Origin of the sequence: Caballeronia sp. LZ024, from assembly GCF_031451455.1 — a bacterium.
In the GTDB taxonomy this organism is placed as follows: Bacteria; Pseudomonadota; Gammaproteobacteria; order Burkholderiales; family Burkholderiaceae; genus Caballeronia; species Caballeronia telluris.
On record NZ_JARUXL010000001.1, the window covers coordinates 3361242 to 3386016 of the forward strand.

Consider the following 24775-nt stretch of genomic DNA (forward strand, 5'->3'; position numbering starts at 1 on the left):
GATGCCATACCAACGTTGATATGGCGATGGGCCGAAAACTGATTGGAAAGTCATCGCGTGACTGCTTAAGCTTCGAGCACTTCCAGACACGAGCGCTCACGTCGACAGCCGATGAAACGCGAATCCCATCTTCCCGAGCTTTTCAAGCACTACCTGAACGGTGGCTGGGAGACGGGCGCGACCGTGGGCCTTTCGCTGAATCCATCCGATCTCGACGAGCCCGTCGGCGAGTACGTGCGGGCCGACGCGCGCCAGACCGACGCCGCCATCGACGCCGCGAGCGCCGCGTTTCCCGAGTGGTCGCGTTCGAGCGGCATGCGGCGCGCCGAAGCGCTCGACGCGATCGGCGGCGAACTGCTCGCACGCCGGGCCGAACTCGGCCGGCTGCTCGCGCGCGAGGAGGGCAAGACGCTGCCGGAGGCAATCGCGGAAGTCACGCGCGCCGGGCACGTCTTCCGGTTTTACGCGGGCGAGGCGCTGCGTATCGGCGGCGCGCATCGCAGTTGGGTTCGTCCGAATGTCGATATCGACATCACGCGCGAGCCGCTCGGCGTGATCGGCGTCGTCACGCCGTGGAGTTTTCCGCTCGCGATTCCGGCGTCGAAGATCGCGCCCGCGCTCGCCTTCGGCAACTGCGTCGTGTTCAAGCCGGCGGAGCGCGTGCCCGCCTGTGCGTGGGCGCTCGCCGATATCGTCAGCCGCTCCGGCCTGCCCGCCGGCGTCTTCAACCTCGTGCTCGGCAGCGGGCGGCAGGCGGGCGCGCGGATCGTCGCGAATCCGCTCGTGCAGGGCGTGTGTTTCGCCGGATCGGCCGCGACGGCGACGTCGGTGCGCGAAGCCGCCGCCGCGCGCGAGACGCGCGTGCAGTTGGACACCGGCGGCAAGAATCCGCTCGTCGTGCTCAACGACGCCGACCTGGACACCGCCGTCGACGCCGCCATCGACGGCGCTTATTTCTCGGCGGGCCAGCGCGCGACGGCGTCGTCGCGGCTGATCGTGGAGGCGGGCATGTATGACCGTTTCGTCGATGCGATGCTCGCGCGCCTCGCCACGCTCGACGTCGATCACGCGTTGAAGAAGAGCGTCGACATTGGCCCGCTCGCCGACGAAGCGCAGTTGCGCAAAAGCCTCGACACCATCGCGAGCGGCCGCAAGGAAGGCGCGCAACTGCTGCACGGCGGCGCGCCGCTGGAACGCGCGACGCGCGGCTTTTTCCTGCAACCCGCACTCTTCGCCGGAACGCACGAGATGCGCATCGCGCGCGAGGAGATTTTCGGGCCGGTCGCGGTCGTGATCCGCGCCGACGACGCTGCGCACGCGCTCCATCTCGCGAACGAAACGCCGCGCGCGCTGTGCGCCGGCATCTGCACGCAATCGCTCCAGCACGCGACGCATTTCCGGCGCTACAGCCAGAGCGCGCTCGTGACGGTGAACCTGCCGACGACGGGCGTCGATCATCACGTGCCGTTCGACAATACCGACTTCTATACGACGACGAAAACCGCCTACGTGGCGAGCTAGAACCGAGAGAAGACGCAAGACCCGCAGCAAAACCGGCGAACGGGCTGACAAGCCTGCGCCCGCAACACGCATTCAACCCAAGGAGACAACGATGAACCTGAAGCTTCGCCGCCTGACCCTGTCCGCGATTGCCGCCGCCACGCTCGCCGTGCCGTTCGCCGCGCCAATGTCTGCTCACGCCGACGAGCCCGTCAAGGTCGGCTTTCTCGTGAAGATGCCCGAGCAGGCATGGTTCATCAACGAGCAGAAGGCCGCGTCCGCGCTCGGCCAGAAAGAGAATTTCTCGGTCGTGAACATCGGCACGCCGGACGGCGAGAAAGTGCTCGCCGCCATCGACAACCTCGGCGCGCAGGGCGCGCAAGGCTTCGTGATCTGCGCGCCCGACGTGCGTCTCGGACCGGCGATCCAGCAGCGCGCGAAGCGCTACAACATGAAGTTCGTGACGGTCGATGACCAGCTCGTCGATTCGACCGGCAAGCCGCTCTCGAACGTGCCGCATCTGGGGATGTCGGCGTTCAAGATCGGCAATCAGGTCGGCACGGCGATCACGGACGAAATGAAGCGGCGCGGCTGGAAGCCGGAAGAAGTCGGCGCGCTGCGCATCACGAACTACGAACTGCCGACCGCGAAGCTGCGCACCGACGGCGCCACCGAATCGCTCGTCAAGGGCGGCTTCAAGAAGGAAAACATCTTCGACGCCCCGCAGAAAACCACCGACGACGAAGGCGGCTTCAACGCGGCATCGCCGGTGCTGTCGCAGCATCCGAACATCAAGAAGTGGGTGATCTACGCGATCAACGAGGAAACCGTGCTCGGCGCCGTGCGCGCGACCGAGCAGTTGAAGATTCCGGGCACGGACGTGATCGGCGTCGGCATCAATGGCGCAGGCGAAGCGTTCGCCGAGTTCCAGAAGAAGGAGCAGACGGGCTTCTACGGCACGATCGCGGTGAGTTCGACGATGCACGGCAAGGACAGCACGCAGAATCTCATCGACTGGATCAAGAACGGCAAGCAGCCGCCCGCCGACACGCAGACCACCGGCAAGCTGATGGTGCGCGGCAACTGGCAGGAAGTGCGCAAGGAACTCGGCATCTGAGTTGCTTCGCGCGGGCGTCCCACGTTGACGCGGGGCGCCCGCATTCTGTTCCTGCCACGAGGTTTTCCATGACGGATACCGTGACGGCCACGGCCGATCCCTATCTCTCGCTCGACAACATCACCGTGCGCTTTCCCGGCGTGCTCGCGCTCGACGGCGTCGCGCTCGGCGTGCGCACCGGCGAAGTCCACGGCCTGATGGGCGAAAACGGCGCGGGCAAGTCGACCTTGCTCAAGGTGCTGTCGGGCGTCAACCAGCCCGCGGGCGGCAGCCTGTCGCTCGACGGCGTGGAGCAGCAGTTTTCGTCGACGAAAGCGGCGATCGCGGCGGGCGTCGCGATCATCTATCAGGAACTGCATCTCGTGCCCGAACTGACGGTCGCGGAAAACCTGATGCTCGGCGCGATGCCGAACCGCTTCGGCGTGCTCGACGAGCGCGCGCTGGTTAAGCGCGCGATCAGCGAACTCGACCGCCTCGGCGAAAAGATCGATCCGAACATGCAGGTGAAGCACCTGTCGATCGGCCAGCGCCAGATGATCGAAATCGGCAAGGCGCTGATGCGCAACGCGCGCGTGATCGCCTTCGACGAACCGACGAGTTCGCTGTCGTCGCGTGAAACGGAGCAATTGTTCCGGATCATCCGCGGACTGCGCGCCGAAGGCCGCGCGATCGTCTATGTCACGCACCGGATGGACGAAGTCTACGAACTGTGCGACCGCGTGACGGTGTTTCGCGACGGCCGGCGCATCGAGACCTTCGAGGAAGTCGACGGACTCGATCGCGACCGGCTCATCAGCTGCATGGTCGGACGCTCGATTCGCGATGTGTACGGCTACCGCACGCGCGACATCGGCGAGGTCCAGCTTCAGGTGAAAGGGCTGATGGGGCCGGGGCTGTCCGAACCGGCGTCGTTCGAGGCGCGCAAAGGCGAGATCGTCGGCTTCTTCGGGCTCGTCGGCGCGGGGCGCTCCGAGCTGATGAAGCTGATTTACGGCGCGGTCAAACCGGCGGCGGGCGAGATCGTCCTGAAGGGCGAGACGCGCAAGTTCAGCACGCCGCGCGACGCCGTGCGCGCGGGCGTCGCGCTGTGTCCCGAGGATCGCAAGCAGGAAGGCATCGTCGCGATCGCGTCGGTGTCGGACAACCTCAATATCAGTTGCCGCCGCCATCACCACGCGCTGCACATCCTCGACGCGAAAAAGGAAGCCGCGACCGCGAGCGAATTCATCGCGAAGCTCGCCATCAAGACCCGCAACGGCAATACGCCGATCGGCACGCTGTCCGGCGGCAACCAGCAGAAGGTGATCCTGTCGCGCTGGCTCGCGGAACAAATCGACGTCTTCCTGATGGACGAACCGACGCGCGGCATCGACGTCGGCGCGCGCAGCGAAATCTACGGCCTGCTGTACGGACTCGCGGAAGCGGGACGGACGGTGATCGTCGTGTCGAGCGATCTGGCCGAGGTGATCGGCGTCGCGGATCGCGTGCTCGTGATGCGCGAAGGAAAGATCGTCGGCAATTTGCGCAAGGCAGAAGCGTCGCCCGATCAACTCATCAAGCTCGCGCTGCCAGGCTGAAACCGGAAAAGACATCATGCAAACCACCAACGTGACCAATCAACCCAATCCGAAGGAAAGCGTCGGCGCGCGCGCACGCGCCGCGCGGACGTGGGATCTCATCAACAAGTCCGGCATCGTGATGGTGTTCGTGATCCTGTTCGTCGCGCTGTCGTTCTCGGTGCCGGGGTTCCTCAGCTCGCGCAACATGCAGGGCCTGCTGCTCTCGGTCACGCTGATCGGCTCCATCTCCGTCACGATGATGTTCGTGCTCGCGCTCGGGGAAGTCGACCTGTCGGTGGCGTCGATCGTCGCGTTCTCGGGCGTCACGGCCTCGACGCTCATCACCGCGACGCACAGCGTCACGCTCGGCATCGCCGGGGGCGTGCTCGCGGGCGGCGCGGTCGGGCTCGTGAACGGCGTGCTGATCGCGCGATTCAAGATCAATTCGCTGATCGTCACGCTCGCGATGATGGAAGTCGTGCGCGGCCTCGCCTACATCACCTCGCACGGCGACGCGGTGATGATCTCCGAGGAATCGTTCTTCGAACTCGGCAGCGGCTCGTTGCTGGGGATTTCGTATCCGATCTGGTCGAATATCGTCGGTTTCGTCGTGTTCGGCTTTCTGCTAAAGAAGACCGTGTTCGGCAAGAACGTGCTCGCGGTTGGCGGCAACAGCGAGGCGGCGCTGCTCGCGGGGCTGCCGGTCACGCGCATCAAGATCACGGTGTTCGTGCTGCAAGGACTCGTGACCGGTTTCGCGGGCGTGATGCTCGCGTCGCGCATGAGTCTTGGCGATCCGAAAACGTCGGTCGGACTGGAACTCGGGGTGATTTCCGCGTGCGTGCTGGGCGGCGTGTCGCTGACGGGCGGCGTGGCGACGATTTCGGGCGTGCTGGTCGGCGTGCTGATCATGGGCTCGGTGCAGGACGCGATGAGCCTCATGAACGTGCCGACGTTCTATCAATACCTGATTCGCGGCGGCATTTTGCTGCTCGCGGTGCTGTTCGATCAATTCCGCCGCAGCAAGCGCGTGGTTTAAACGCAGTTTCCGACGAGGGTGTTTCGCCGATGCGATTAATCATCGCATCGGCGTTTTTTTATCGCCGATTAAAACGCGCTGATGCTGATGCTATTGATCGATGAAGCGATCGGTCGTCCACATGCCTTGTTTGTCGTTATTCGCCGCATTGACGAATTCGACATCGTGGCCGACCACGCGCAACACGCGGAAATGCGAATCGACGGGCGTCGAAATGCATTCGAAGCCTTCGAAGAACTGCCGCATTTTCTGCTGTTCGCCCGCCTGAGCGTGCTGATCGGCGGAATCGAATTTATCTTTCGAGAGACAGCCGTATGAATTGGGCTTGAACTTGAAAGTCTGCTGGGGCTGGACGCTATCCGCATGTGCCGTAGACATAGCGGCGAACAAACCGACCATCGCAATAAGAGCACTGGCGCGTTTCTTCATGTATTGCCTCCAAGCGGATTTGTATCGGGAATTAGCTATCTATTTAATAGGCTTAATCCGCAGCGTTTATCCTAGACGAGAAAATGCAAGTTACAAGCACATCTTGTGTGCGCTCGCAACACGACAGAATGTCGCAGGCCGGTTTTAAAAAGTCTGCTAATAATCCGTTCTGCCTCATTCAACGCTTTCACGCATCAATCATTTTCTGAACGCCGTGCAGTTCGCTTGGTGCGTTGCAATGTGTGTCAGGTAAACCATGACGGGAAATCGGCAGGTCGCTTAACGCGCGCTGCATCGAAAAGGCGCGCGGGGCTGCCACGAAACATGCCAGTCGCCGAGGGGGCTTGTCAGCCTCGTCGCTTCGTGGATAAATCGGCGTATGACCATCACGGAGACACCCGCATGACGCTTGCACAATGGCTGCCATTCGCCATCGCCTCGGCAATTCTGGTGGCGATTCCCGGACCGACCGTCTTGCTGGTCGTGTCCTACGCGCTCGGACACGGACGCAAATACGCGCTGGCGACGACGCTCGGCGTCGCACTCGGCGACCTGACGGCGATGACCGCGTCGATGCTGGGCCTCGGCGTGCTGCTCGCCGCATCGGCGGAATGGTTCATGTTGGTGAAGTGGGTCGGGGCGGCTTATCTCGTCTACCTCGGCGTGAAGCTGTGGCGCGCGCCCGTCGTGAACGCCGACGCCGCCGACCTGAAGGCGCCCGGCGAGTTGCGCACGTCGCGCATCGTCGCGCACGCGTATGCGGTGACGACGCTCAATCCGAAGAGCCTGATTTTCTTCGTCGCGTTCGTGCCGCAATTCATCGATCCGCATCAGGCGAGCGTCTCCCAGATCGCGATTTTCGAGGCGACGTTCGTTGGTATCGCGGCGGCCAACTCGTTCGTTTATGCACTCGTGGCGTCGGGTGCGCGGCGGGCGATCCGCAAGCCTTCGGTGCAGCGCGCGGTGAACCGCACGGGCGGCGCGCTGCTGATGGGCGCGGGCATCTTCGCGGCGGCATGGAAGAGGGCGACATGACGGACATCGACGACTGGACCGGCGCCGCGCGACGCGTGTATTTCGCGCTACTCGCTGCGTGGAACCGCCAGGACGCACTCGCGATGGCCGCGCTGTTTCGCGAGCGCGGCAGCATGGTGGGCTTCGACGGAAGCGCCATCGACGGACGCACGGCCATCGAAACGCATCTCGCGCCGATCTTCGCGCAGCACCCGACGCCGCGTTTCGTCGTGAAAGTGCGGGAAGTGCGGCGCATGGCGGGCGGGCAGACGCTGATGCTGCGCGGCGTCGCGGGCATGTGGCCGCGCGACGCGGACGAGTTGAATCCGGAACTGAACACGGTGCAGACGATGGTGCTGTCGCTGTGCGACGGCGAGTATCGGATCGAGATGTTCCAGAGCACGCCGGCTGCGTTTCACGGGCGCCCGGCGGAGAGCGAACGACTTACCGCGGAATTGCGCGAGGCGGGACGGCCGCAAACTTAGGAGAGGCCGTTCACTTGCCGATGCAAAACCGGCTGAAAATCACGCCCAGCAGATCGTCCGACGTGAACTCGCCCGTGATCGAATTGAGCGAATCCTGGCCGAGCCGCAACTCCTCGGCGAACAGGTCGAGCGCCTGGGCGTTCTGAGCGGCGTGATCCGCGGCGAGCGCGAGATGTTCCGCGGCCGTGCGCAACGCGATCAAATGCCGCTCGCGCGCGAGATAAACGCTCTCCGCGCCCGCTTGCCAGCCGGCGATCTTCAGCAGTTCGCCGCGCAGCAGCGCAATGCCGTCACCCGTTTTCGCCGACAAGCGCACGTCGCGGGCATCGCCGCCGCCTTCGGTTTGCGTCACCGACGCCGCCACGCCCGCCAGATCCGCCTTGTTCGACACGCGCACCACCGGCACGCCGGCCGGAAAGCGCGCGGCAATCGACTGGTCTTCGAGGGTCACGCCGGTGCGCGCGTCGAGCAGATGCAGCACGACATCGGCGCGTTCGATCTCGCCCCAGGTCCGCTCGATGCCGATCCGTTCGACTTCGTCCTCGGTCTCGCGCAGGCCGGCCGTGTCGATCACATGCAGCGGAATGCCTTCGATCTGGATCGTCTGCATGACCTTGTCGCGCGTGGTGCCCGCAATCGGCGTGACGATGGCAAGCTCCGCGCCCGCGAGCGCGTTCAACAACGACGACTTGCCGACGTTCGGCTGCCCCGCCAGCACCACCGAGAGCCCTTCGCGCAGGAGCGCGCCCTGGCGCGCGTCGGCGAGCACCGTCGCGAGCCGCTCGCGGATGCGCGCGAGCTTGCCGCGCGCGTCGGCGGCTTCGAGGAAGTCGATCTCTTCCTCGGGGAAATCGAGCGTCGCTTCGACCAGCATCCGCAACGTGATCACGTCCTCGACGAGCGCGTGGATTTCGCGCGAGAACGCGCCGTCGAGCGAGCGTCCGGCCGAGCGCGCGGCCGCCTCCGTGCTCGCTTCGATCAGATCGGCGACGGCTTCCGCCTGCGCGAGATCGAGTTTGTCGTTGAGGAACGCGCGGCGCGTGAACTCGCCCGGCTCGGCGAGACGCAGACCGAATTCGCGCCCGACCTCGATCGCGCGCTGCAACACGAGTTGCAGCACGATCGGGCCGCCGTGGCCCTGCAGTTCGAGGACGTGCTCGCCGGTGTACGAGTGCGGCGCCGGAAAATACAGCGCGATGCCGCGATCGAGCGCTTCGCCTTTGCCGTCGATGAACGGCACATAGCTCGCGTGACGTGCGCCCAGCAACTGGCCGCAGAGCGCGTGCATCGCGTGCGAGGCCGCCGCTTCGCCGGCGCGTCCGAACGACAGCCGCACGACGCCGATCCCGCCGCGCCCCGGAGCGGTGGCGATGGCGACGATGGGATCGGAGTCGTTGTTGAACATGGTCGGCGGGGCTCTGGTGCGGGATTTGGCGGTGCCCGCATTGTATCGCGGGGCTTTTCGCGCTCCCGGCACGTCGGACAGGACAGGAGTTTTCTGTGTTTATCTTAATTGAGATACGCTGTCGTTGAGCGATTGCGGCGCCGATCGCAACAATTCGAGACGTAGATCGAACAGCTGAACCGCATTCGGTTCCACGCATGCGCGAGACAGATTTGTCAGTTTATTTTCCCAGACAAGATAAGTCGCGTACATTGTTCGCAAAATCTATCGTAGATGGTTGACTGCCAGTCAGCGTTTGCCTCGCACAATCGCGACCATGCCAACCGCAAAAGAAAAGGCCGATTTCTCGGATCGGCTCAAATTCTCAATGACCCGCGCTTCCGAGAAAATGCGGGGCGCGACAGACCTCGCGCTGCGTTTCAATCTGCGCTATCACGGCGAACCGGTGTCGCCGCAAACTGCCCACAAGTGGCTCACCGGGCGCTCCATCCCGACCGTCGATAAATTGCAGACGCTCGCCGACTGGTTCAAGGTCGATCAGCATTGGCTGCACTACGGGCCGCCGCCGAGCGGAAATCCGCAGAGCGTGCCGAAGCCGCTCGCGCGGGATGACAAATATCCGGCGTCGGAAGAGATGCTGGAACTGGCATCGAAGATCGAGGCGCTTTCGCCGCATCATCGGTATCTGGTCGAACAGTTGATCGAGCAGTTTTATGGGGCGGGGAAACGGTAGCGTTTAACGCTAGCCCTTAGCGCTAGAGCTGAAAACAAAAACGCCCGGACTAAAGTCCGGGCGTTTTTGCATGAGCGAAGCATCGGGCGCGTCAAGCCGCCTTCTTGCTCGATCCCATCATGCGCGTGATGTAATACTGCTGCGCGATCGACAGCACGTTGTTCACCACGTAATACAGCACCAGACCGGCCGGGAAGAAGAAGAACATGACCGAGAACGCGATCGGCATGAACATCATCATCTTCGCCTGAACGGGGTCGGGCGGCGTCGGGTTGAGCTTCGTCTGCAGGAACATCGACACGGCCATCAGCACCGGCAGGATGAAGAACGGGTCCTGCTGCGACAGATCGTGAATCCAGCCGATCCACGGCGCGCCGCGCATTTCCACCGACGACAGCAGCACCCAGTACAGCGAGATGAACACCGGAATCTGCACGACGACCGGCAGACAGCCGCCGAACGGATTGACCTTTTCGGTCTTGTACAACTCCATCAGCGCGGCGTTCATCTTCTGCGGATCGCTCTTGAAGCGTTCACGCAATTGCTGCATGCGCGGCGTGATCGCCTTCATGCGCGCCATCGACTTGTAGCTCGCCGCCGACAGCGGGAAGAACACGGCCTTGATGAGCAGCGTGAGCAGCACGATCGACCAGCCCCAGTTGCCGACATAGCTGTGGATCTTCTCCAGCAGCCAGAAGAGCGGCTTGGCGATGATCGTCACCATGCCGTAGTCCTTCACCAGTTCCAGCCCCGGCGCGATGCCTTCGAGCATGCGCTCTTCTTCCGGACCGGCGAAAAGACGCGCGTCGACAGTGGCGCTTTGTCCCGGCGCGATGGTCTGCACCGGCATCTGCACGCCCACGCGATACAGCTGGTCGATCTTCTGAACGTAGATGTCGCGCTTCACGCCCTGCTGCGGAATCCACGCCGACGCGAAGTAATGCTGCACCATCGCGATCCAGCCGTTGTCGGCGGACGGCTCGAAGGTCGCCTTGTTCTTGTCGATGTCGCTGAAGTCGATCTTCTGGAAGTGATGCTGGTCCGTGTAGACAGCCGGCCCGATGAACGTGTGCGAGAAGCGCGGCGTTTCCACCGGCGTGTTGTCGCGCACGAGTTCCATGTACAGCTTCGGCGTGACCGGCGCGGTGCCGACGTTCTCGATCTTCGTATCGACGTTGATCACATAGCTGCCGCGCGTGAACGTGTAGGTCTTCACGACCTTCACGCCGCCTTTCACCGGCGATTCGAACGCAAGCGAAAGCGTTTTGGCATCGCCCGACAGCGACGTCTGGCCCGGAACCGGCGTGAAGACGTCGTTGTGATTCGGGAAATCGCCGCCGAGCAGGCCCGTGCGCGCGAGATACGTGTGCGTCGCGGTGTGATCGAACAGCGTGATGTAGAGGTCCGGCTGCTTGCCGTCGCCTTCCTTCACGAGCGAGAGCTTGGACAGCGTGCCGCCGCGCGTATCGATCTCGCCTGCATAGACGTCCGTCGAGAACTTGACGAGCTGCGCGGCCGCGTTCGCGGGCGGCGTCGCCGTGCCGGGCGCGGCTGCGGTCACGCCGCTGGTCGCTGCGGGCAGGTCGGCGGGTTGCGTGCCCGGCGTCGTGGTTCCCGGTGCGGCGGTGCCGGCCGTCTTGGTCGGCACGGCGTTCGGGAAGAACATCGACGGGCGCCCATGGTCACGTTGCCAGTTGTCGAACAGCATGACAGCCGACATGAAGAAGATGACCCATAGGACGGTACGTTTGATATCCATGCGTTGTCTCAGTGTCGATCGAAAAGCGCTTTAGCGCCGTTTGGTAGTGAGTTCTTCTGATGCGGATTCGCCCGCCGGTCGGCTGACGGGCGGGGAATCGCGTCGTGAAGCCGGCGACGGTGGCGGGACCAGGTCGATGCCGCCAGCCGAGAACGGATGACAGCGGCACAGGCGTTTAGCTGCGAGATACGTGCCGTGCGCGGCGCCATGATACTGGATTGCTTCGCGCGCGTAGTCGGAACAGGAAGGGAAAAAGCGGCAGCGGTTGCCGAGCAGAGGGCTCACAGCAAGCTTGTAAAAGCGCAACAACGCGATCAGTGCCGTTTGCATAAGCTTCGCGCCCCGGGTTTTTCTGACTCGCGCGAGCGAGCCGGATACCGCGTGCGCCTCATTGCCCGGAGGGCTTCGGTGAATCGTCGACGGCCGGGGCTGCGACGTCCTGCACCGCGCGACGTGCCGCTTCGCGCACCGCACGGTCGATCAGCATGTCGATCTCGCCGCGCATCAGCGTTCTAAGCGGCGGCGACTTCGCGCTCGGCATGGCCTTGCGGTCGATCTTCGCGTGCAGCCTCAAAAGGATATCCCACCCACCCAGTTCCGCGCGACGCAACCGGAACGCATCGCGCGCGAGCCGCTTGATGAGGTTTCGCGTGACGGCGCGCGGCGCCTGCTTCTTGCCGATGACGAGCCCGAGACGCGCTTCGTTGCCGGTCGGCTTGCCGTACAGCACGAAGTGCGGCGAGCGTCGCCACGGGCGCAAACGAAAAACGGATGAGTATTCATCCGTTTTCAGTAGCCTTGCGGCCTTGGGGAACGCGGCCTGCGCTCGCAACTGAATGGTGTCCTGTGAGGAGCCTTCCGCGCGGCGCATGTCCGGTTCGCACGCCGGGTCAGCGCGTGCCGACAAAAGCAACCTTAGACTGCCAGGCGCTTGCGGCCCTTCGCGCGACGTGCGTTGATCACTTTGCGGCCGCCTGCCGTCTTCATACGGACGCGGAAGCCATGGGTGCGCTTGCGGCGCGTCACGGAAGGTTGGTAAGTACGTTTCATGGTGCTCTCACTTGGGTGTTGATCGACCGCGCGGGCATCCGCAGAAAGCGCAATGGCCGGTGGTTCAGGAATTCGGTTTTCGCGGAACCCGCTATTTAAACCCTTTTCCTCTTGACCGTCAATAGCTTACGCGGGATGTCAAGCGCTTGCGCGCCGCGTGCGCGATCGTTCGCCGTGCTGATTTGACCCTGTGGATAACTCGCGCTGCGTGGCAGTTTGGCGTTAGAATCTCGCCTTAATCCCAAGAATCTGCCCGCTGCTTCGGCCCGCATTTCGCCCGCAAACCCTTGCGGCGTAAGCCTCCGAAGCAATGTCTGCTTGCCGCGCCGGAGCTTGTCGCAAATTTGCGACAGGAGCGGCGGGAGACTGAGCGGCGCAACCATAACGACTGCATTCGATGAACGATTTCTGGCAACACTGTTCCGCATTGCTGGAGCGCGAACTCACGCCGCAGCAGTACGTCACGTGGATCAAACCGTTGGCCCTGGTCGACTTCGATGCCGATGCGAGCACCTTGCGCATCGCCGCGCCCAACCGTTTCAAGCTCGACTGGGTGAAAAGTCAGTTCTCCGGCCGTATCGCCGACGTGGCGCGCGAATTCTGGCACGCGCCCATCGACGTTCAGTTCGTCCTCGATCCGAAAGCGACCGCGCGCAATGCACTTGGCGGCGCGTCGTCGGGCGCGTCTTCGGTGCCGATGCCGCGCCCGCCGCTCGCGCGTCCGTCAGGGGCCGGCATGCAGGGCATGCAAGGCGGTGCGCAGGTGAACCACGCGAACGCGAGCGCCCACATCAACGCGCTCGCGGCCGAGGCCGCGCAGCACGCGCAGGCCACGCACGACGACCACGCCGACCTCGACCTCCCGAGCCTCGATGCCAACGAGGCCGCCGCCGCGCGCCGCACGTGGCGTCCCGGCGGCAATGGCGCGCCTGGCGGCGAAAGCGACTCCGCATACGAGCGCTCGAAGCTCAACCCGGTGCTCACGTTCGACAACTTCGTGACCGGCAAGGCGAACCAGCTCGCGCGCGCGGCCGCGATCCAGGTCGCGGACAACCCCGGCGTCTCGTACAACCCGCTCTTTTTGTATGGCGGCGTCGGCCTGGGCAAGACGCACCTGATCCACGCGATCGGCAATCAGCTTTTGATGGACAAGGCCGGCGCGCGCATCCGCTACATCCACGCGGAGCAATACGTGTCGGACGTGGTGAAGGCGTATCAGCGCAAGGCGTTCGACGACTTCAAGCGCTACTACCACTCGCTCGACTTGCTGCTCATCGACGATATCCAGTTCTTCTCCGGCAAGTCGCGCACGCAGGAAGAATTCTTCTACGCGTTCGAGGCGCTCGTCGCGAACAAGGCGCAGGTGATCATCACGAGCGACACGTATCCGAAGGAAATCTCGGGTATCGACGACCGTCTGATCTCGCGCTTCGACTCCGGTCTGACCGTCGCGATCGAGCCGCCCGAACTCGAAATGCGCGTCGCGATTTTGATGCGCAAGGCGCAGTCCGAAGGCGTGAGCCTGTCGGAAGACGTGGCGTTTTTCGTCGCGAAGCATTTGCGCTCGAACGTGCGCGAACTCGAAGGCGCGCTGCGCAAGATCCTCGCGTATTCGAAATTCCACGGCCGCGAGATCACGATCGAGCTGACGAAGGAAGCGCTGAAAGACCTGCTGACGGTGCAAAACCGCCAGATTTCGGTGGAAAACATCCAGAAGACGGTCGCCGACTTCTACAACATCAAGGTCGCTGACATGTATTCGAAGAAGCGTCCGGCGAACATCGCGCGGCCGCGCCAGATCGCGATGTATCTGGCGAAGGAACTGACGCAGAAAAGCCTGCCGGAGATCGGCGAACTCTTCGGCGGACGCGACCACACGACCGTGCTGCACGCCGTGCGCAAGATCGGCGCCGAGCGCGGCACCGACGCGCAGTTGAATCACGAACTTCACGTGCTCGAACAGACGCTCAAGGGCTGATGAAGGGCTGATCCGGGGCTAAAGAACACGCGCCTCAAAAATGCGCCGCCAAGCCTCTGTTTATTGACGAAAATGCCCCCATTTCTAGGGAGCGGTTCCGTTTTGAGGCACAATACGGGTTTGACCGCCCGCGGGCCTTGGGCGGCATCAGGCGCCAAGCTTCGCGCGAAACCGGCGGGGGGCCGGCAACGCGTGTTACGAGGCTGTCCGAAGGCAAAAACGGTGGCACGACCGTCGGGCAGGCCGTCACATCAACGAAGGAACTCTATGCAACTGGTCAAGACCGAACGAGATAATCTTCTAAGGCCGCTGCAAACCGTGAGCGGTATCGTCGAACGCCGTCATACGTTGCCGATCCTCGCCAATTTGCTGATCACCAAGAATGGCGCGGACGTGTCGTTCCTCTCGACCGACCTCGAGCTTCAGATCACCACACGCGCCGATTTCGGCGTCGGCAGCGATCAGGTCGCCACCACCGTTGCCGCGCGCAAGCTGCTCGACATCCTGCGCGCCATGCCGCCGGGTGAAGTCGCGCTCGACCTGTCCGACAAGCGCCTCACCGTGCGCTCGGGCAAGAGCCGTTTCGCGCTGCAGACGCTCGCCGCCGACGAATTCCCGACCGTCAACCAGTCTACTGACTTCGGCGCGAGCCTGTCGGTTCCGCAAAAGACGTTCCGCCAGTTGCTCGGCATGGTCCATTTCGCGATGGCCCAGCAGGACATCCGCTATTACCTGAACGGCATGCTGCTCGTCGTCGACGGCGACCAGCTGATGGCGGTCGCAACAGACGGCCACCGCCTCGCGTTTTCGTCGATGAAGATCGAAGGGTCGTTCCCGCGCCAGGAAGTCATCATTCCGCGCAAGACCATTCTGGAACTTCAGCGCCTCCTGGAAGACATCGACGACAACCTCAAGATCGACATCGCGCCCACGCAGGTGAAATTCACCTTCGGGCAGGTGGAACTGGTGTCGAAGCTCGTCGAAGGCAAGTTCCCCGACTTCCAGCGCGTGATTCCGAAGTCGCACAAGAACACGTTCCTGATCGGCCGCGAAGAACTGCAGCGTTCGCTGCAACGCGCGGCCATTCTGACGTCCGACAAGTTCAAGGGCGTGCGCTGCCTCGTCGAACCGGGTCAGCTGAAGATCATGTCGACCAACGCCGACCAGGAAGAAGCGCAGGAAGAACTGGAAATCGCCTATCAGGGCGACAGCGTCGACATCGGGTTCAACGTCACGTATCTGCTCGACGTGCTCGCGAACCTGAAGGTCGACAACCTCCAAGTGAGCCTCGGCGACGCCAACTCCAGCGCGCTGATCACAATTCCCGAAAACGAGGAATTCAAATACGTGGTGATGCCGATGCGCATCTGACGCGTTCAGAACCGAAAACTTTCCAAGGGGCGGCGCGCCCCTTTGGCGTTTTTAAGGTGATTCGAAAAGTCTCGAGCAGCAACCCAGCAGTGACGCAGAACCGGAAAATTTCATGACTGAAAACACGAATTCGCAACCCGACAACAGCTATGGCGCCTCGTCCATTCAGATCCTCGAAGGTCTGGAGGCGGTGCGCAAGCGCCCGGGCATGTATATCGGCGATACGTCGGATGGCACCGGTTTGCATCACCTCGTATTCGAAGTGTTAGACAACTCCATCGACGAAGCGCTTGCGGGCTATTGCGACGACATCCACGTCACGATTCACGCCGACAACTCCATTTCCGTCACGGATAACGGCCGCGGCGTGCCCACGGGCCTCAAGCGCGACGACAAGCACGACCCGAAGCGCAGCGCCGCCGAAATCGTGATGACCGAACTGCACGCGGGCGGCAAGTTCGACCAGAACAGCTACAAGGTGTCGGGCGGGCTGCACGGCGTGGGCGTGTCGTGCGTGAACGCGCTCTCCGCGTGGCTGCGGCTCACCGTGCGGCGCGACGGCAAGAAGCACTTCATGGAATTCCACCGCGGCGTGGTGCAGAACCGCGAGATCGTCGAGGAAGACGGCGTGCAGTATTCGCCGATGCCCGTTGTCGGCGATACGGAAAACCGCGGCACCGAAGTGCATTTCATGGCCGATCAGACGATTTTCGGCAACGTCGAGTTCCACTACGACATTCTCGCGAAGCGCATGCGCGAACTGTCGTTCCTGAATAACGGCGTGCGCATCCGCCTGACCGACCAGCGCACCGGCAAGGAAGACGATTTCGCGTTCATCGGCGGCGTGAAGGGTTTCGTCGACTACATCAACAAGACGAAGCAGGTCCTCCATCCGACCGTGTTTCACGCGACGGGCGAGAAGGACAACGTGACCGTCGAAGTGGCGATGCAGTGGAACGACAGCTACAACGAAAGCGTGCTGTGCTTCACGAACAACATTCCGCAGCGCGACGGCGGCACGCACATGACCGGCCTGCGCGCGGCGATGACGCGCGTGATGAACAAGTACATCGTCGACAACGAGATCGCGAAGAAGGCGAAGGTCGAGACGACCGGCGACGACATGCGCGAAGGCTTGTCGTGCGTGCTGTCGGTGAAGGTGCCGGAGCCGAAGTTCAGCTCGCAGACGAAGGACAAGCTGGTGTCGTCGGAAGTGCGCGCGCCGGTCGAGGAAGTGGTCGCGAAGGCGCTCGAAACCTATCTGCTCGAAACGCCGAACGACGCGAAGATCATCACGGGCAAGATCGTCGATGCCGCGCGCGCGCGCGACGCGGCCCGCAAGGCGCGCGAAATGACCCGCCGCAAGGGCGTGCTCGACGGCGGCGGTTTGCCGGGCAAGCTCGCGGATTGCCAGGAGAAGGATCCGGCGAAGTCGGAAATCTATATCGTCGAGGGCGACTCGGCGGGCGGATCGGCGAAGCAGGGGCGTGACCGGAAATTCCAGGCCATTCTGCCGCTGCGCGGCAAGGTGCTGAACGTGGAGCGCGCGCGCTTCGACAAGCTGATTTCGTCGGAGCAGATCGTGACGTTGATCACGGCGCTCGGCACCGGCTTCGGCAAGGACGATTACAACATCGAGAAGCTGCGCTATCACCGCATCATCATCATGACTGACGCGGACGTCGACGGCGCGCACATCCGCACGCTGCTCCTGACGTTCTTCTACCGGCAGATGCCGGAGATCGTCGAGCGCGGATATATCTATATCGCGCAGCCGCCGCTCTACAAGCTGAAGGCGGGCAAGGACGAGCGCTATCTGAAGGACACGCACGAACTCAACCAGCACATGCTGAAACTGGCGCTGCAGGGTTCGGAACTGGTGCCTTCGGACGGCGCGGCGCCCATTTCCGGCGATGCGCTCGGTGAACTGGCGCGTGCGTATCTGCTGGCGCAGGCGGTGGTCGACCGTGTCAGCCGCTTCTACGACGTGAGCGCGCTCGAAGCCGTGATGGACGGCATCGTGCTGGATCTGTCGTCGGAAGAGGCAGCGGCGGCTTCCGCGAAGACGCTGCAGGACACGCTGCGCGCCGATCCGATCCGGCCCGAAGTGACCGTCGAGGCGGCCTATGATCCGGTGCGCGAAGTGCGATCGCTGCACATCAAGCGCCGGCATCACGGGAATGTGAAGGTGTCGGTGATCGACGAGGATTTCCAGCTCACCGCGGATTACAAGCAGCTCGTTTCCACGGCCGATACGTTCAAGGGGCTGATCGGCGCGGGTGCGCTGATCAAGCGCGGTGAACGGTCGATGGCCGTGAGCGACTTCAAGAGCGCGATGAAATGGCTGATCGCCGATGCCGAACGCAATGTGACCAAGCAGCGGTATAAGGGGCTTGGTGAGATGAATCCGTCGCAGTTGTGGGAAACGACGATGGATCCGAGCGTGCGGCGCTTGCTGCGCGTGCAGATCGAAGACGCGATCGCGGCGGATGGGATCTTTACTACGCTGATGGGTGACGATGTCGAGCCGCGTCGGGCGTTCATCGAGAATAATGCGTTGCGGGCGGGGAATATTGATGTTTGAGGGGAGTTGTAGACGGACGCATATCCTGAGAAAAAAGGACGCATAAACTGAGAAAATTATCTGACGCAATACCTCGATAGGCTTGGTTTATTGACGCGTGTGCGGCTGTTGTCGCAATACGATGTCAGAAAGATAAATGGCCACTAACCACGTGGCCACTTGTCTTTAACGGGCTAATCTAGTGGGCGTACAGCGGTGAAGGCAGCATTGGATACGCGCGCCAGACATGCTGGAAGACATTGTCAGTTAACGTATCCACGTCTTCTTCGTCATAGCTGTCCACTGGTAAGCCGGTCGCGTCCGAATACAGGTAATCGTGAATTGTCAGTCGCACCGTGTCGCGGTTGGCCTCGGTAGCCTGCCAATCAGAAATATCAGCCAAACGTGTCTTCAATGTGCTGAGCAAACCGACTACCACGGCCTTCAGTTTCTCGATGCCCGCCTTGTCGAGTTCCGGTTTACTCAGTAAGTCGAACAACGCCAACGTTTCTTCGTCCAAACCCATCGACACGGCGCGGCGCTCTTCCTCGTTCAGCGCCTTGGTGATGACCAGAAGTTGCTGGAACGAAGTCTCGATGGTCACGCGGTCTTTTTCGTTGTTGTATTCGGCGACGAATTCTTCGAACTTCGCTTGTATGTCCTTACGCATCGGGTTCAACGCCAACAGGCGCGCCAAGCGCGATTCAATCGCAGCCTTCAGGTTCTGCACAGTGGTGTTTTTCTTCTTGGTGCGCTGGAACTCCTTGGCGAGTTTGTCGAAGTCAATCTGGCTGATGTCGTACAACACGCTTTCCTGCTTAGCTTCCAACTTGGCGTCGGCGTGCTGGATGGCGGCATCTACTTCCTCACGCAAGGCTTGCAGGATGTGGCTAATGTCCGCGTGCTCCACATCCCTCGACAACGACTTGTAGATGATTTTGACGGCCTCCACGCCGTCGCGACGGGTATTGACTTCTTGCAAGTGAACGCAAGCTTTGAACTTGCCGAAGGCATCGCGTGCCATCACCATGAACCGCTTGCGCTCCTCGTCGTTCTCATTGACTGCATTCTTGGCGTTCTCGATGGCGGCATTGCGTGCGAAGCCAGTCTTGGTGATGACGTCTCCCAACGGGGCCTGGCGCTGAGCCAGATATTCGCTGATACCGGCCAGCGATTCGTCTAGATTCGTCAATAAATCTTCTTGCGGCTGCGTCGGGTCGATGCCGCCATCTTCTCCACCGTTCCCGCTACCCGCAGCAAAGGTGGCTAGAGCCTTGCGCAAGTTTTTCAGGATGCCGCAGTAATCCACGATGAGACCGTTAGTCTTGCCTTCATCCACACGGTTGGCGCGAGCAATCGCCTGCATCAGCGTGTGCGCTTTCAACGGCTTGTCGAGATATAGCGTACCGAGACTTTTCACATCGAAGCCGGTCAGCCACATGGCGCAGACAATCGCGACCCGGAACGGATGTTCGGAGCTCTTGAAGGCAGACTCCATATCGAGTCGCTTCGATTCGCCAGCAATCTCGAAACCTTCCTTCATCAACTTACGGTGCGGCGTGATGTCCAAGCCCCATTTCTTGAAACGGTCTTGTTCGTTCTGCTCTTCGCTGACAACGACTCCGAATTTGGTGTCGGTCATCCAATGCAATTGATGATTGCGCTGCGCAATCTCCTGGTCATCTGCTAGCTTGTCGCGTTCGGCAGCTAGGCGCTGGATATGCTCCTGCCAGTATTTCTTTATCAGGTCGTACATGCGAACGCACGTTACCTTGTCGATGCAAACGAACATTGCCTTGCCGGACTCCCAGCCAGCGGCGTAGTGCCGCACGAAGTCCCGCGCGATACGGTCGAGACGTTCACCGGCAGTAATGACGTGGTAATCCTTGCCGAGAGCTTGCTCCAACCGACGCTGTGCATCGGGGTCGTCGGCCAGTTCATCATCAAACCCGGCCAGCTTATCAGCGACGCGCTGGTTCAGGTCGTCGGTGGCAACCTTGAGTTTGTCGCCGCGTGCGTCATAGTACAGTGGCACGGTCGCCCCATCTTCCACGGCGCGCTGGAAGTTGTAGGTGGACACGTATTCGCCGAACATCTGCCGCGTGATTTCGTCGCCGCTCATCAAAGGCGTACCTGTGAAGCCAATATAACCAGCGAACGGCAAGGCGTTACGCATGTTTAGCGCCAGCGTGCCGTATTGCGTGCGGTGTGCTTCATCGCTGATGACGATGATGTCTTCCCGCTTGGAGTAGGGGTTGTTCGGTTCAACTTTCTCGTTGAATTTCTGGACCAACGTAAATACATAGCTCTTGTGTTGCGTAAGCAGCCCTTTCAAGTGTGAGCCACCAGAAGCGCGTGCATCGTCCTTTTCACTAACGACATCGCAGCTCACATAGGTCTTGTATATCTGCGAGTCCAAGTCCTCGCGGTCGGTGACAATGATGAAGGTGAAGTTGCCGCCGATGCGCCGATGCACCTTGCGTGTGAAAAACAACATCGAATAGCTTTTGCCAGAACCTTGCGTGTGCCAGAACACGCCGAGCTTTCCGGCGTTCTTGTCGCGGTTGGCAATGCCTTTGATAGCTCGGTTCACGCCGATGAACTGGTGATTGCGGGCGACAATCTTGACTGTCTTCGTGCCGGTTTCGGTTGGCGTCTCGTCGAAGAGGATGAAGCTCTCGAACAGGTCGAGGAAATTGCGCTTGTCGCACACCCCCTTTAACAAGGTCTCCATATCCACGACACCTGGTTCGCTTTCTTCCAGCCGCTTCCAGTTGTAGAAATGCTCGTACTTGCCGCCCAGCGCGCCGATGCGCGCTTCTGTGCCATTGGCCAGCAGCAGGAAAGCGTTGTGGTGGAACAGGTGCGGGATGGTGTCCTGATAGTCTTTCAGGTTGTTGTCGTAGGCGTTGCGCAGATTCTTGTGGATGTTCTTGCACTCGATGAACAACAGCGGGATGCCGTTCACAAACCCGATGATGTCTGCACGTCTGCGATACAGGTCGCCTCTAATCCACAGCTCTCGCACGGCGAGGAAGTCGTTGTTCGTGGCATCCTGGAAGTCGAACATTCGCAGGGTCTTCGCGTCCATCTCGCCTTGTGCGTTGCGGAACTCGACCTTCACGCCATCGCGCAGCAGCGAATACTTCTCCTTGTTCGTCGCCATGGCCGTCTGGCCGACCGACGCTTCGACGATTTGGCGCATAGCGTCCTGATACGCCTCCATCGGCAGACCGGGATTCAATTCGATGAGCTTTTCGCCGAGGATACGCGTCAGCACCACATCCTTGTCAGAATGGCGACCGAGCATGCCTTCTGCGCCAAAGGACTCGGTGTTGTAGGCGTAAACATTGCGCCAACCGAGCTGCTGCTCCAGATAGTCGGCTGTAGTTTGTTGCACCAGCGTGTCTTCGTTGTAAGCCATCGCTTCCGTTCCCCTGTCACACCTGAATTTCGCCGTTCATCAAACGAGGAAGAAGTAAATCACGAACCTCTCGTAATTTAGCGTTGTACAGCGTCAACTTGTCTATTTGCTGGTGCATCGGAGTGACCGACTCCAGAAACTCATCAAGCATTTGTGCCGGCGGAATCAGAATTGGACGGCTATGTGCGAAATCGCGATTCAAGCCCGGTACGGCAACATCGGTGCTGATGAACTGCGCATTCTGCAAGGCGTAATAGAGGTACAGATTGCTAGTTTCTGCATCCACAAAGTAGACCGTATCAATCGGAAAGAAACCACTAGATGACCAGAAAGTCTTTCCCACATTGCCTTTGCGACCAATGATAATTCCGGGGCCTTCGGATAACGCCGCCTTGTGGTTGCCAACAATGCCACTTGAGCCATACACAGGAAAATTCCCAGCTTCGCGGTGTTCCGCCTTTAGCGCTTTTCCGTAGTTTAGCTTGGCAACGTTACCTAAAGGCTTTCGGTCCCACCCTACCGGCACCCCATCCACTACCTTCACGTGCTCATGCCCCGGAAAGCGCAGGTGCACGAACCATTCGCGATACAGCAGTCGCGCCGATTGCTCCAACAGCGCAATGCGGCGGCGGTTGTTTGCGATGAGGTCGTCGTAGGTGGAAAGAATGTCACCTATTTTTTTTTGAGCTGCCAATGGTGGTTGACGAAACTTGAAAGAACGTATTTGCTCGCCGCTGATATGCGGCACATTTGTCCCGCCTTGAATATTCTTGACATAGCCGGTGAATTCTTCCGAAGCGATGATGTATTTCAAAAAACCGGGGAACGAGCCAGCGTTTGCACGAAGTCTCGCAACTCGTTGAACTAGCAATCCCTGCGGGTCATTGGCCGTAATGAACGCCCATTTAAGACCGGCAGGCACCCACGGCCTATCCATTGCCAGCACGATGTCGTTCGGCCTCAACAGAAATCGCTCATATGTATCTGCGTCGGTTTTCGGCCAACGCTTTGCAATTCCCCAATCAACATACGCTTGCTGAACATTCTCGCCCTTCACCAGAGGTATGTCATCCGTGTCGTCGGTGAAATTCTCGCTCTTAAAAGCAGGGCCACTTACCAATTCGACGCATTCACCAATACTCACCCATTCCCAACTCACGCGCCCAACTCCTCAAAGTTTCTTGCAATCTTCGCAGCCAGTTCCATAGCTTCGTCGTTCAGGCCTTTCAGTTCGATGTGAACGTCCTTCAAGGTCGCCTCAAAGTCGAAGTCTTCATCGACTTCTTTAGGCGCGACGCCGACGTATCGAGCGGGCGTGAGACTCCAGTCGTTTGCCTCGATTTCCAAACGACTGACCAGCTTCACCAAGCCCGGTACGTCGCGCAATTCCGCTTCAGGGAAACGCTCCTGTAACCACAAGGCTTGCCGGTGGAAATATCGCACCTGCTTTAATGCTTCGACGGCGAGCTTGCGCGCTTCGCCGGCGTCTTTACGAATGCGGTTGAGTTCGCGCCCGTTGCCTTCGCCGTTTAACGCATCAATTGCGTGTCCGGCCAGTTTGTAGAGATGGTCGGCATTCTTGATGAGGTCGCGGCTTTGCTCTGCCAATGGCGCGAGGACTTCGCTGGCTTTGTGCAAGGTGGCGTTGTCTGCGTCAGTCCTGATGGATGTTTTCGCGTGTTCGCCAACGGCTTTTTTGTAGGCGGTGACGTCGGCGTTCAAGGTGGCCAGCGCATCTTTAAAGGTGGCGTCCGTGTCGAGCAAGTCAGCGAGTTTGCGCGTCTGCGCCAGGTACGCCTGCAAGGGTTCGACGCTGGCGAGCGCCCCATTCACGGTGCTGTGCAGGTGCTCGCCCACCAGTTGCAGGAAGCGCTCCGTCTGTCCGCGATAGAGCCAGACGATACTAGTGAGGTTGGCGAGTTGCTCGGGCGAGAAGTCGTAAATCTTGCGCGTGACTTTGCGATACACATTGCGCGCATCGAGCATGAGCACATGGTTTTGGTGCCGCTTAGGCTTGGCCTTGTCGAAGAACCATAGCTCGCACGGCACCGTTCGAGTGTAGAAGAAGTTGCTGCGGATGGAGACCATCGCATCGACATGGCCGGTTTCCACCAACTGGCGCCGCACGGTCGCTTCGTCGCGGCCTGCGCTGCTGGCTTGTGAGCTCATGACGAAACCCGCGCGACCTTTCGCGCTCAGGTAGCTGTAAAAATAGCTAATCCACAGGTAGTTGCCGTTGCTGACCTTGCCCGCCTTATTCACGCCTGGCAGGCCGAACGGCAGGCGCGGGTCGTTCTTGACTTTCTCCGCATCCACTTCGTCCACGTTGAACGGGGGATTGGCCATCACATAATCGGCCTTGCCCAGTAGTTCATGCGGGTCAACGTAGTAACTGATGGCCTCGGCAATCTTCCCCTGCAAGCCGTGGACAGCAAGATTCATCTGCCCCAGGCGGATGGTGGTGGCGTTTTTCTCCATGCCGAAGAAGGTCAGCGCCTTGGTCGGGTCGCTGTGATTGCGTTCTACAAGGTGAGCACTTTGCACGAACATGCCGCCCGAGCCGCAAGCTGGGTCAAGCACTCTGCCGTGCAACGGCTCAATCACATTGACAATCATCTGCACCAGCGAGATGGGCGTAAAAAACTCGCCCCCATCGTGCGCGCCTTGGTCGGCGAACTGAGTGAGGAAGTATTCGTAGATGCGCCCGAAGATGTCGCCGTTGGCGGTTTTCAGTTCCTCGGGATTAAGCCGACGCAGCAGTTCGCCAAGGTCAGCATTTGCGATTTTGTGATATTCGGCCTTGGGCAACACGCCGCGCAGGGATTCGTAGTCAGCTTCAATGCCTTCCATCGCGGCGATGATGGCCCCGGCGCGGTCGGCGGAGTCAGGCAGGGCAACCAGTGCATCGAACTCAGCTTCAGGACGCAGGTAGATGGCGCCCTGTTGGCTGAAGTCTTCCTTGGTCAGCGCGCGGGTCTTGCCGCCGCGACGGGGCAGGTTGGCTTCGATGCCTGGCTTCACGGCCAAGTAACGGCTGTATGAGTGGCGCAGGAAAATCAAGCCCATGACGGGCATGAAGTATTCGTTGGATGCGAGACCCGAGTTAGCCCGCAACAGGTCGGCGGCACTCCAGAGGCGCTTTTCGATAGCTTCGATACTTTGTAGCTGGCTCATGCGTGATTACTTGTCTTTATCGTGTTGGTCTTAACTGGCCTCAGTTCTAGTACGAAGCACAGTTAGAGTTCGGGTTAGAAAGCTTTCGCTGCTCCGTGCATCAGCGCGAACTGCTCCGGCACCAGATAGCCGAGCGAACCGTGGGGCCGCTTGGTCTTGTAGACATTTAGACGGG

Annotated in this window: 19 protein-coding genes; 10 read left to right on the forward strand and 9 right to left on the reverse strand. The window is 60.9% G+C overall.

Features of this window, described 5'->3' with window-relative positions; genetic code table 11:
- The first annotated feature begins 111 nt into the window (after window positions 1-111).
- The 4 genes from QCE48_RS15205 to araH all read left to right on the forward strand — a co-directional run bounded on the left by QCE48_RS15205 (window position 112) and on the right by araH (window position 5215).
- Window positions 112-1521, forward strand: a complete 1410-nt coding sequence (locus QCE48_RS15205; protein WP_309786877.1) for an aldehyde dehydrogenase family protein — start codon at window positions 112-114, stop codon at window positions 1519-1521.
- 91 nt (window positions 1522-1612) lie between these two features.
- The gene (locus tag QCE48_RS15210) at window positions 1613-2617 is read left to right on the forward strand and encodes an arabinose ABC transporter substrate-binding protein (protein WP_309786875.1); all 1005 of its coding nucleotides are present in this window, start codon (window positions 1613-1615) and stop codon (window positions 2615-2617) included.
- 68 nt (window positions 2618-2685) lie between these two features.
- Window positions 2686-4194: an L-arabinose ABC transporter ATP-binding protein AraG gene (gene araG, locus QCE48_RS15215; RefSeq protein WP_309786874.1), complete on the forward strand. Its 1509-nt coding sequence runs from the start codon at window positions 2686-2688 to the stop codon at window positions 4192-4194.
- 16 nt (window positions 4195-4210) lie between these two features.
- Window positions 4211-5215 carry an L-arabinose ABC transporter permease AraH gene (gene araH / locus QCE48_RS15220; RefSeq protein ID WP_309786872.1) on the forward strand — a complete coding sequence of 335 codons (1005 nt, stop codon included), beginning with the start codon at window positions 4211-4213 and terminating at the stop codon, window positions 5213-5215.
- Between the two features lie 90 nt (window positions 5216-5305).
- Here araH and sap1 read toward each other — a convergent pair whose 3' ends face one another.
- Window positions 5306-5644 carry a surface attachment protein Sap1 gene (sap1, locus tag QCE48_RS15225; protein ID WP_309786871.1) on the reverse strand — a complete coding sequence of 113 codons (339 nt, stop codon included), beginning with the start codon at window positions 5642-5644 and terminating at the stop codon, window positions 5306-5308.
- Between the two features lie 402 nt (window positions 5645-6046).
- Here sap1 and QCE48_RS15230 point away from each other — a divergent pair, with 402 nt between their 5' ends.
- Window positions 6047-6679 carry a LysE family translocator gene (locus QCE48_RS15230; RefSeq protein ID WP_309786869.1) on the forward strand — a complete coding sequence of 211 codons (633 nt, stop codon included), beginning with the start codon at window positions 6047-6049 and terminating at the stop codon, window positions 6677-6679.
- The gene (locus tag QCE48_RS15235; RefSeq protein ID WP_309786868.1) at window positions 6676-7143 is read left to right on the forward strand and encodes an SgcJ/EcaC family oxidoreductase; all 468 of its coding nucleotides are present in this window, start codon (window positions 6676-6678) and stop codon (window positions 7141-7143) included. Before QCE48_RS15230 ends, QCE48_RS15235 begins: the two co-directional genes overlap by 4 nt.
- 10 nt (window positions 7144-7153) lie before the next feature.
- Here QCE48_RS15235 and mnmE read toward each other — a convergent pair whose 3' ends face one another.
- Window positions 7154-8548 carry a tRNA uridine-5-carboxymethylaminomethyl(34) synthesis GTPase MnmE gene (gene mnmE / locus QCE48_RS15240; RefSeq protein ID WP_309786867.1) on the reverse strand — a complete coding sequence of 465 codons (1395 nt, stop codon included), beginning with the start codon at window positions 8546-8548 and terminating at the stop codon, window positions 7154-7156.
- 316 nt (window positions 8549-8864) lie between these two features.
- Between mnmE and QCE48_RS15245 the strand changes: the two genes are divergently transcribed.
- Window positions 8865-9281, forward strand: a complete 417-nt coding sequence (locus QCE48_RS15245) for a transcriptional regulator (protein WP_309786865.1) — start codon at window positions 8865-8867, stop codon at window positions 9279-9281.
- Between the two features lie 91 nt (window positions 9282-9372).
- On the opposite strand, the gene yidC is transcribed toward QCE48_RS15245, so the two are convergent.
- From yidC to rpmH, 4 genes are read right to left on the reverse strand one after another with little or no spacing between them, the layout of a single operon-like run.
- Entirely contained in the window at window positions 9373-11040 is a 1668-nt protein-coding gene (yidC, locus tag QCE48_RS15250; protein WP_309786863.1) for a membrane protein insertase YidC, read from the reverse strand.
- Between the two features lie 30 nt (window positions 11041-11070).
- Entirely contained in the window at window positions 11071-11370 is a 300-nt protein-coding gene (gene yidD / locus QCE48_RS15255; protein WP_309786862.1) for a membrane protein insertion efficiency factor YidD, read from the reverse strand.
- 58 nt (window positions 11371-11428) lie between these two features.
- Window positions 11429-11911: a ribonuclease P protein component gene (rnpA, locus tag QCE48_RS15260; protein WP_309786861.1), complete on the reverse strand. Its 483-nt coding sequence runs from the start codon at window positions 11909-11911 to the stop codon at window positions 11429-11431.
- Between the two features lie 44 nt (window positions 11912-11955).
- Window positions 11956-12090, reverse strand: coding sequence for a 50S ribosomal protein L34 (gene rpmH / locus QCE48_RS15265; RefSeq protein WP_006998755.1), 135 nt, complete (start codon window positions 12088-12090; stop codon window positions 11956-11958).
- A gap of 397 nt (window positions 12091-12487) precedes the next feature.
- Here rpmH and dnaA point away from each other — a divergent pair, with 397 nt between their 5' ends.
- The 3 genes from dnaA to gyrB all read left to right on the forward strand — a co-directional run bounded on the left by dnaA (window position 12488) and on the right by gyrB (window position 18023).
- A complete protein-coding gene (gene dnaA / locus QCE48_RS15270) occupies window positions 12488-14068 on the forward strand; it encodes a chromosomal replication initiator protein DnaA (protein ID WP_309786860.1) in 1581 nt (526 codons plus the stop codon).
- A gap of 267 nt (window positions 14069-14335) precedes the next feature.
- Complete coding sequence (dnaN, locus tag QCE48_RS15275) at window positions 14336-15439, forward strand: DNA polymerase III subunit beta (protein ID WP_309786858.1); 1104 nt, start codon at window positions 14336-14338, stop codon at window positions 15437-15439.
- 112 nt (window positions 15440-15551) lie between these two features.
- Window positions 15552-18023 (forward strand): DNA topoisomerase (ATP-hydrolyzing) subunit B, encoded by a 2472-nt coding sequence (gene gyrB / locus QCE48_RS15280; protein WP_309786857.1) that lies wholly within the window; start codon window positions 15552-15554, stop codon window positions 18021-18023.
- Between the two features lie 178 nt (window positions 18024-18201).
- On the opposite strand, the gene QCE48_RS15285 is transcribed toward gyrB, so the two are convergent.
- The 3 genes from QCE48_RS15285 to QCE48_RS15295 are packed head-to-tail and all read right to left on the reverse strand — an operon-like array spanning window position 18202 to window position 24600.
- Window positions 18202-21426 carry a type I restriction endonuclease subunit R gene (locus QCE48_RS15285; RefSeq protein WP_309786856.1) on the reverse strand — a complete coding sequence of 1075 codons (3225 nt, stop codon included), beginning with the start codon at window positions 21424-21426 and terminating at the stop codon, window positions 18202-18204.
- Between the two features lie 16 nt (window positions 21427-21442).
- A complete protein-coding gene (locus QCE48_RS15290; protein WP_309786855.1) occupies window positions 21443-22585 on the reverse strand; it encodes a restriction endonuclease subunit S in 1143 nt (380 codons plus the stop codon).
- Window positions 22582-24600: an N-6 DNA methylase gene (locus QCE48_RS15295; protein WP_309786854.1), complete on the reverse strand. Its 2019-nt coding sequence runs from the start codon at window positions 24598-24600 to the stop codon at window positions 22582-22584. The genes QCE48_RS15290 and QCE48_RS15295 overlap by 4 nt, the downstream gene beginning before the upstream one ends.
- Window positions 24601-24775 lie beyond the last annotated feature (175 nt).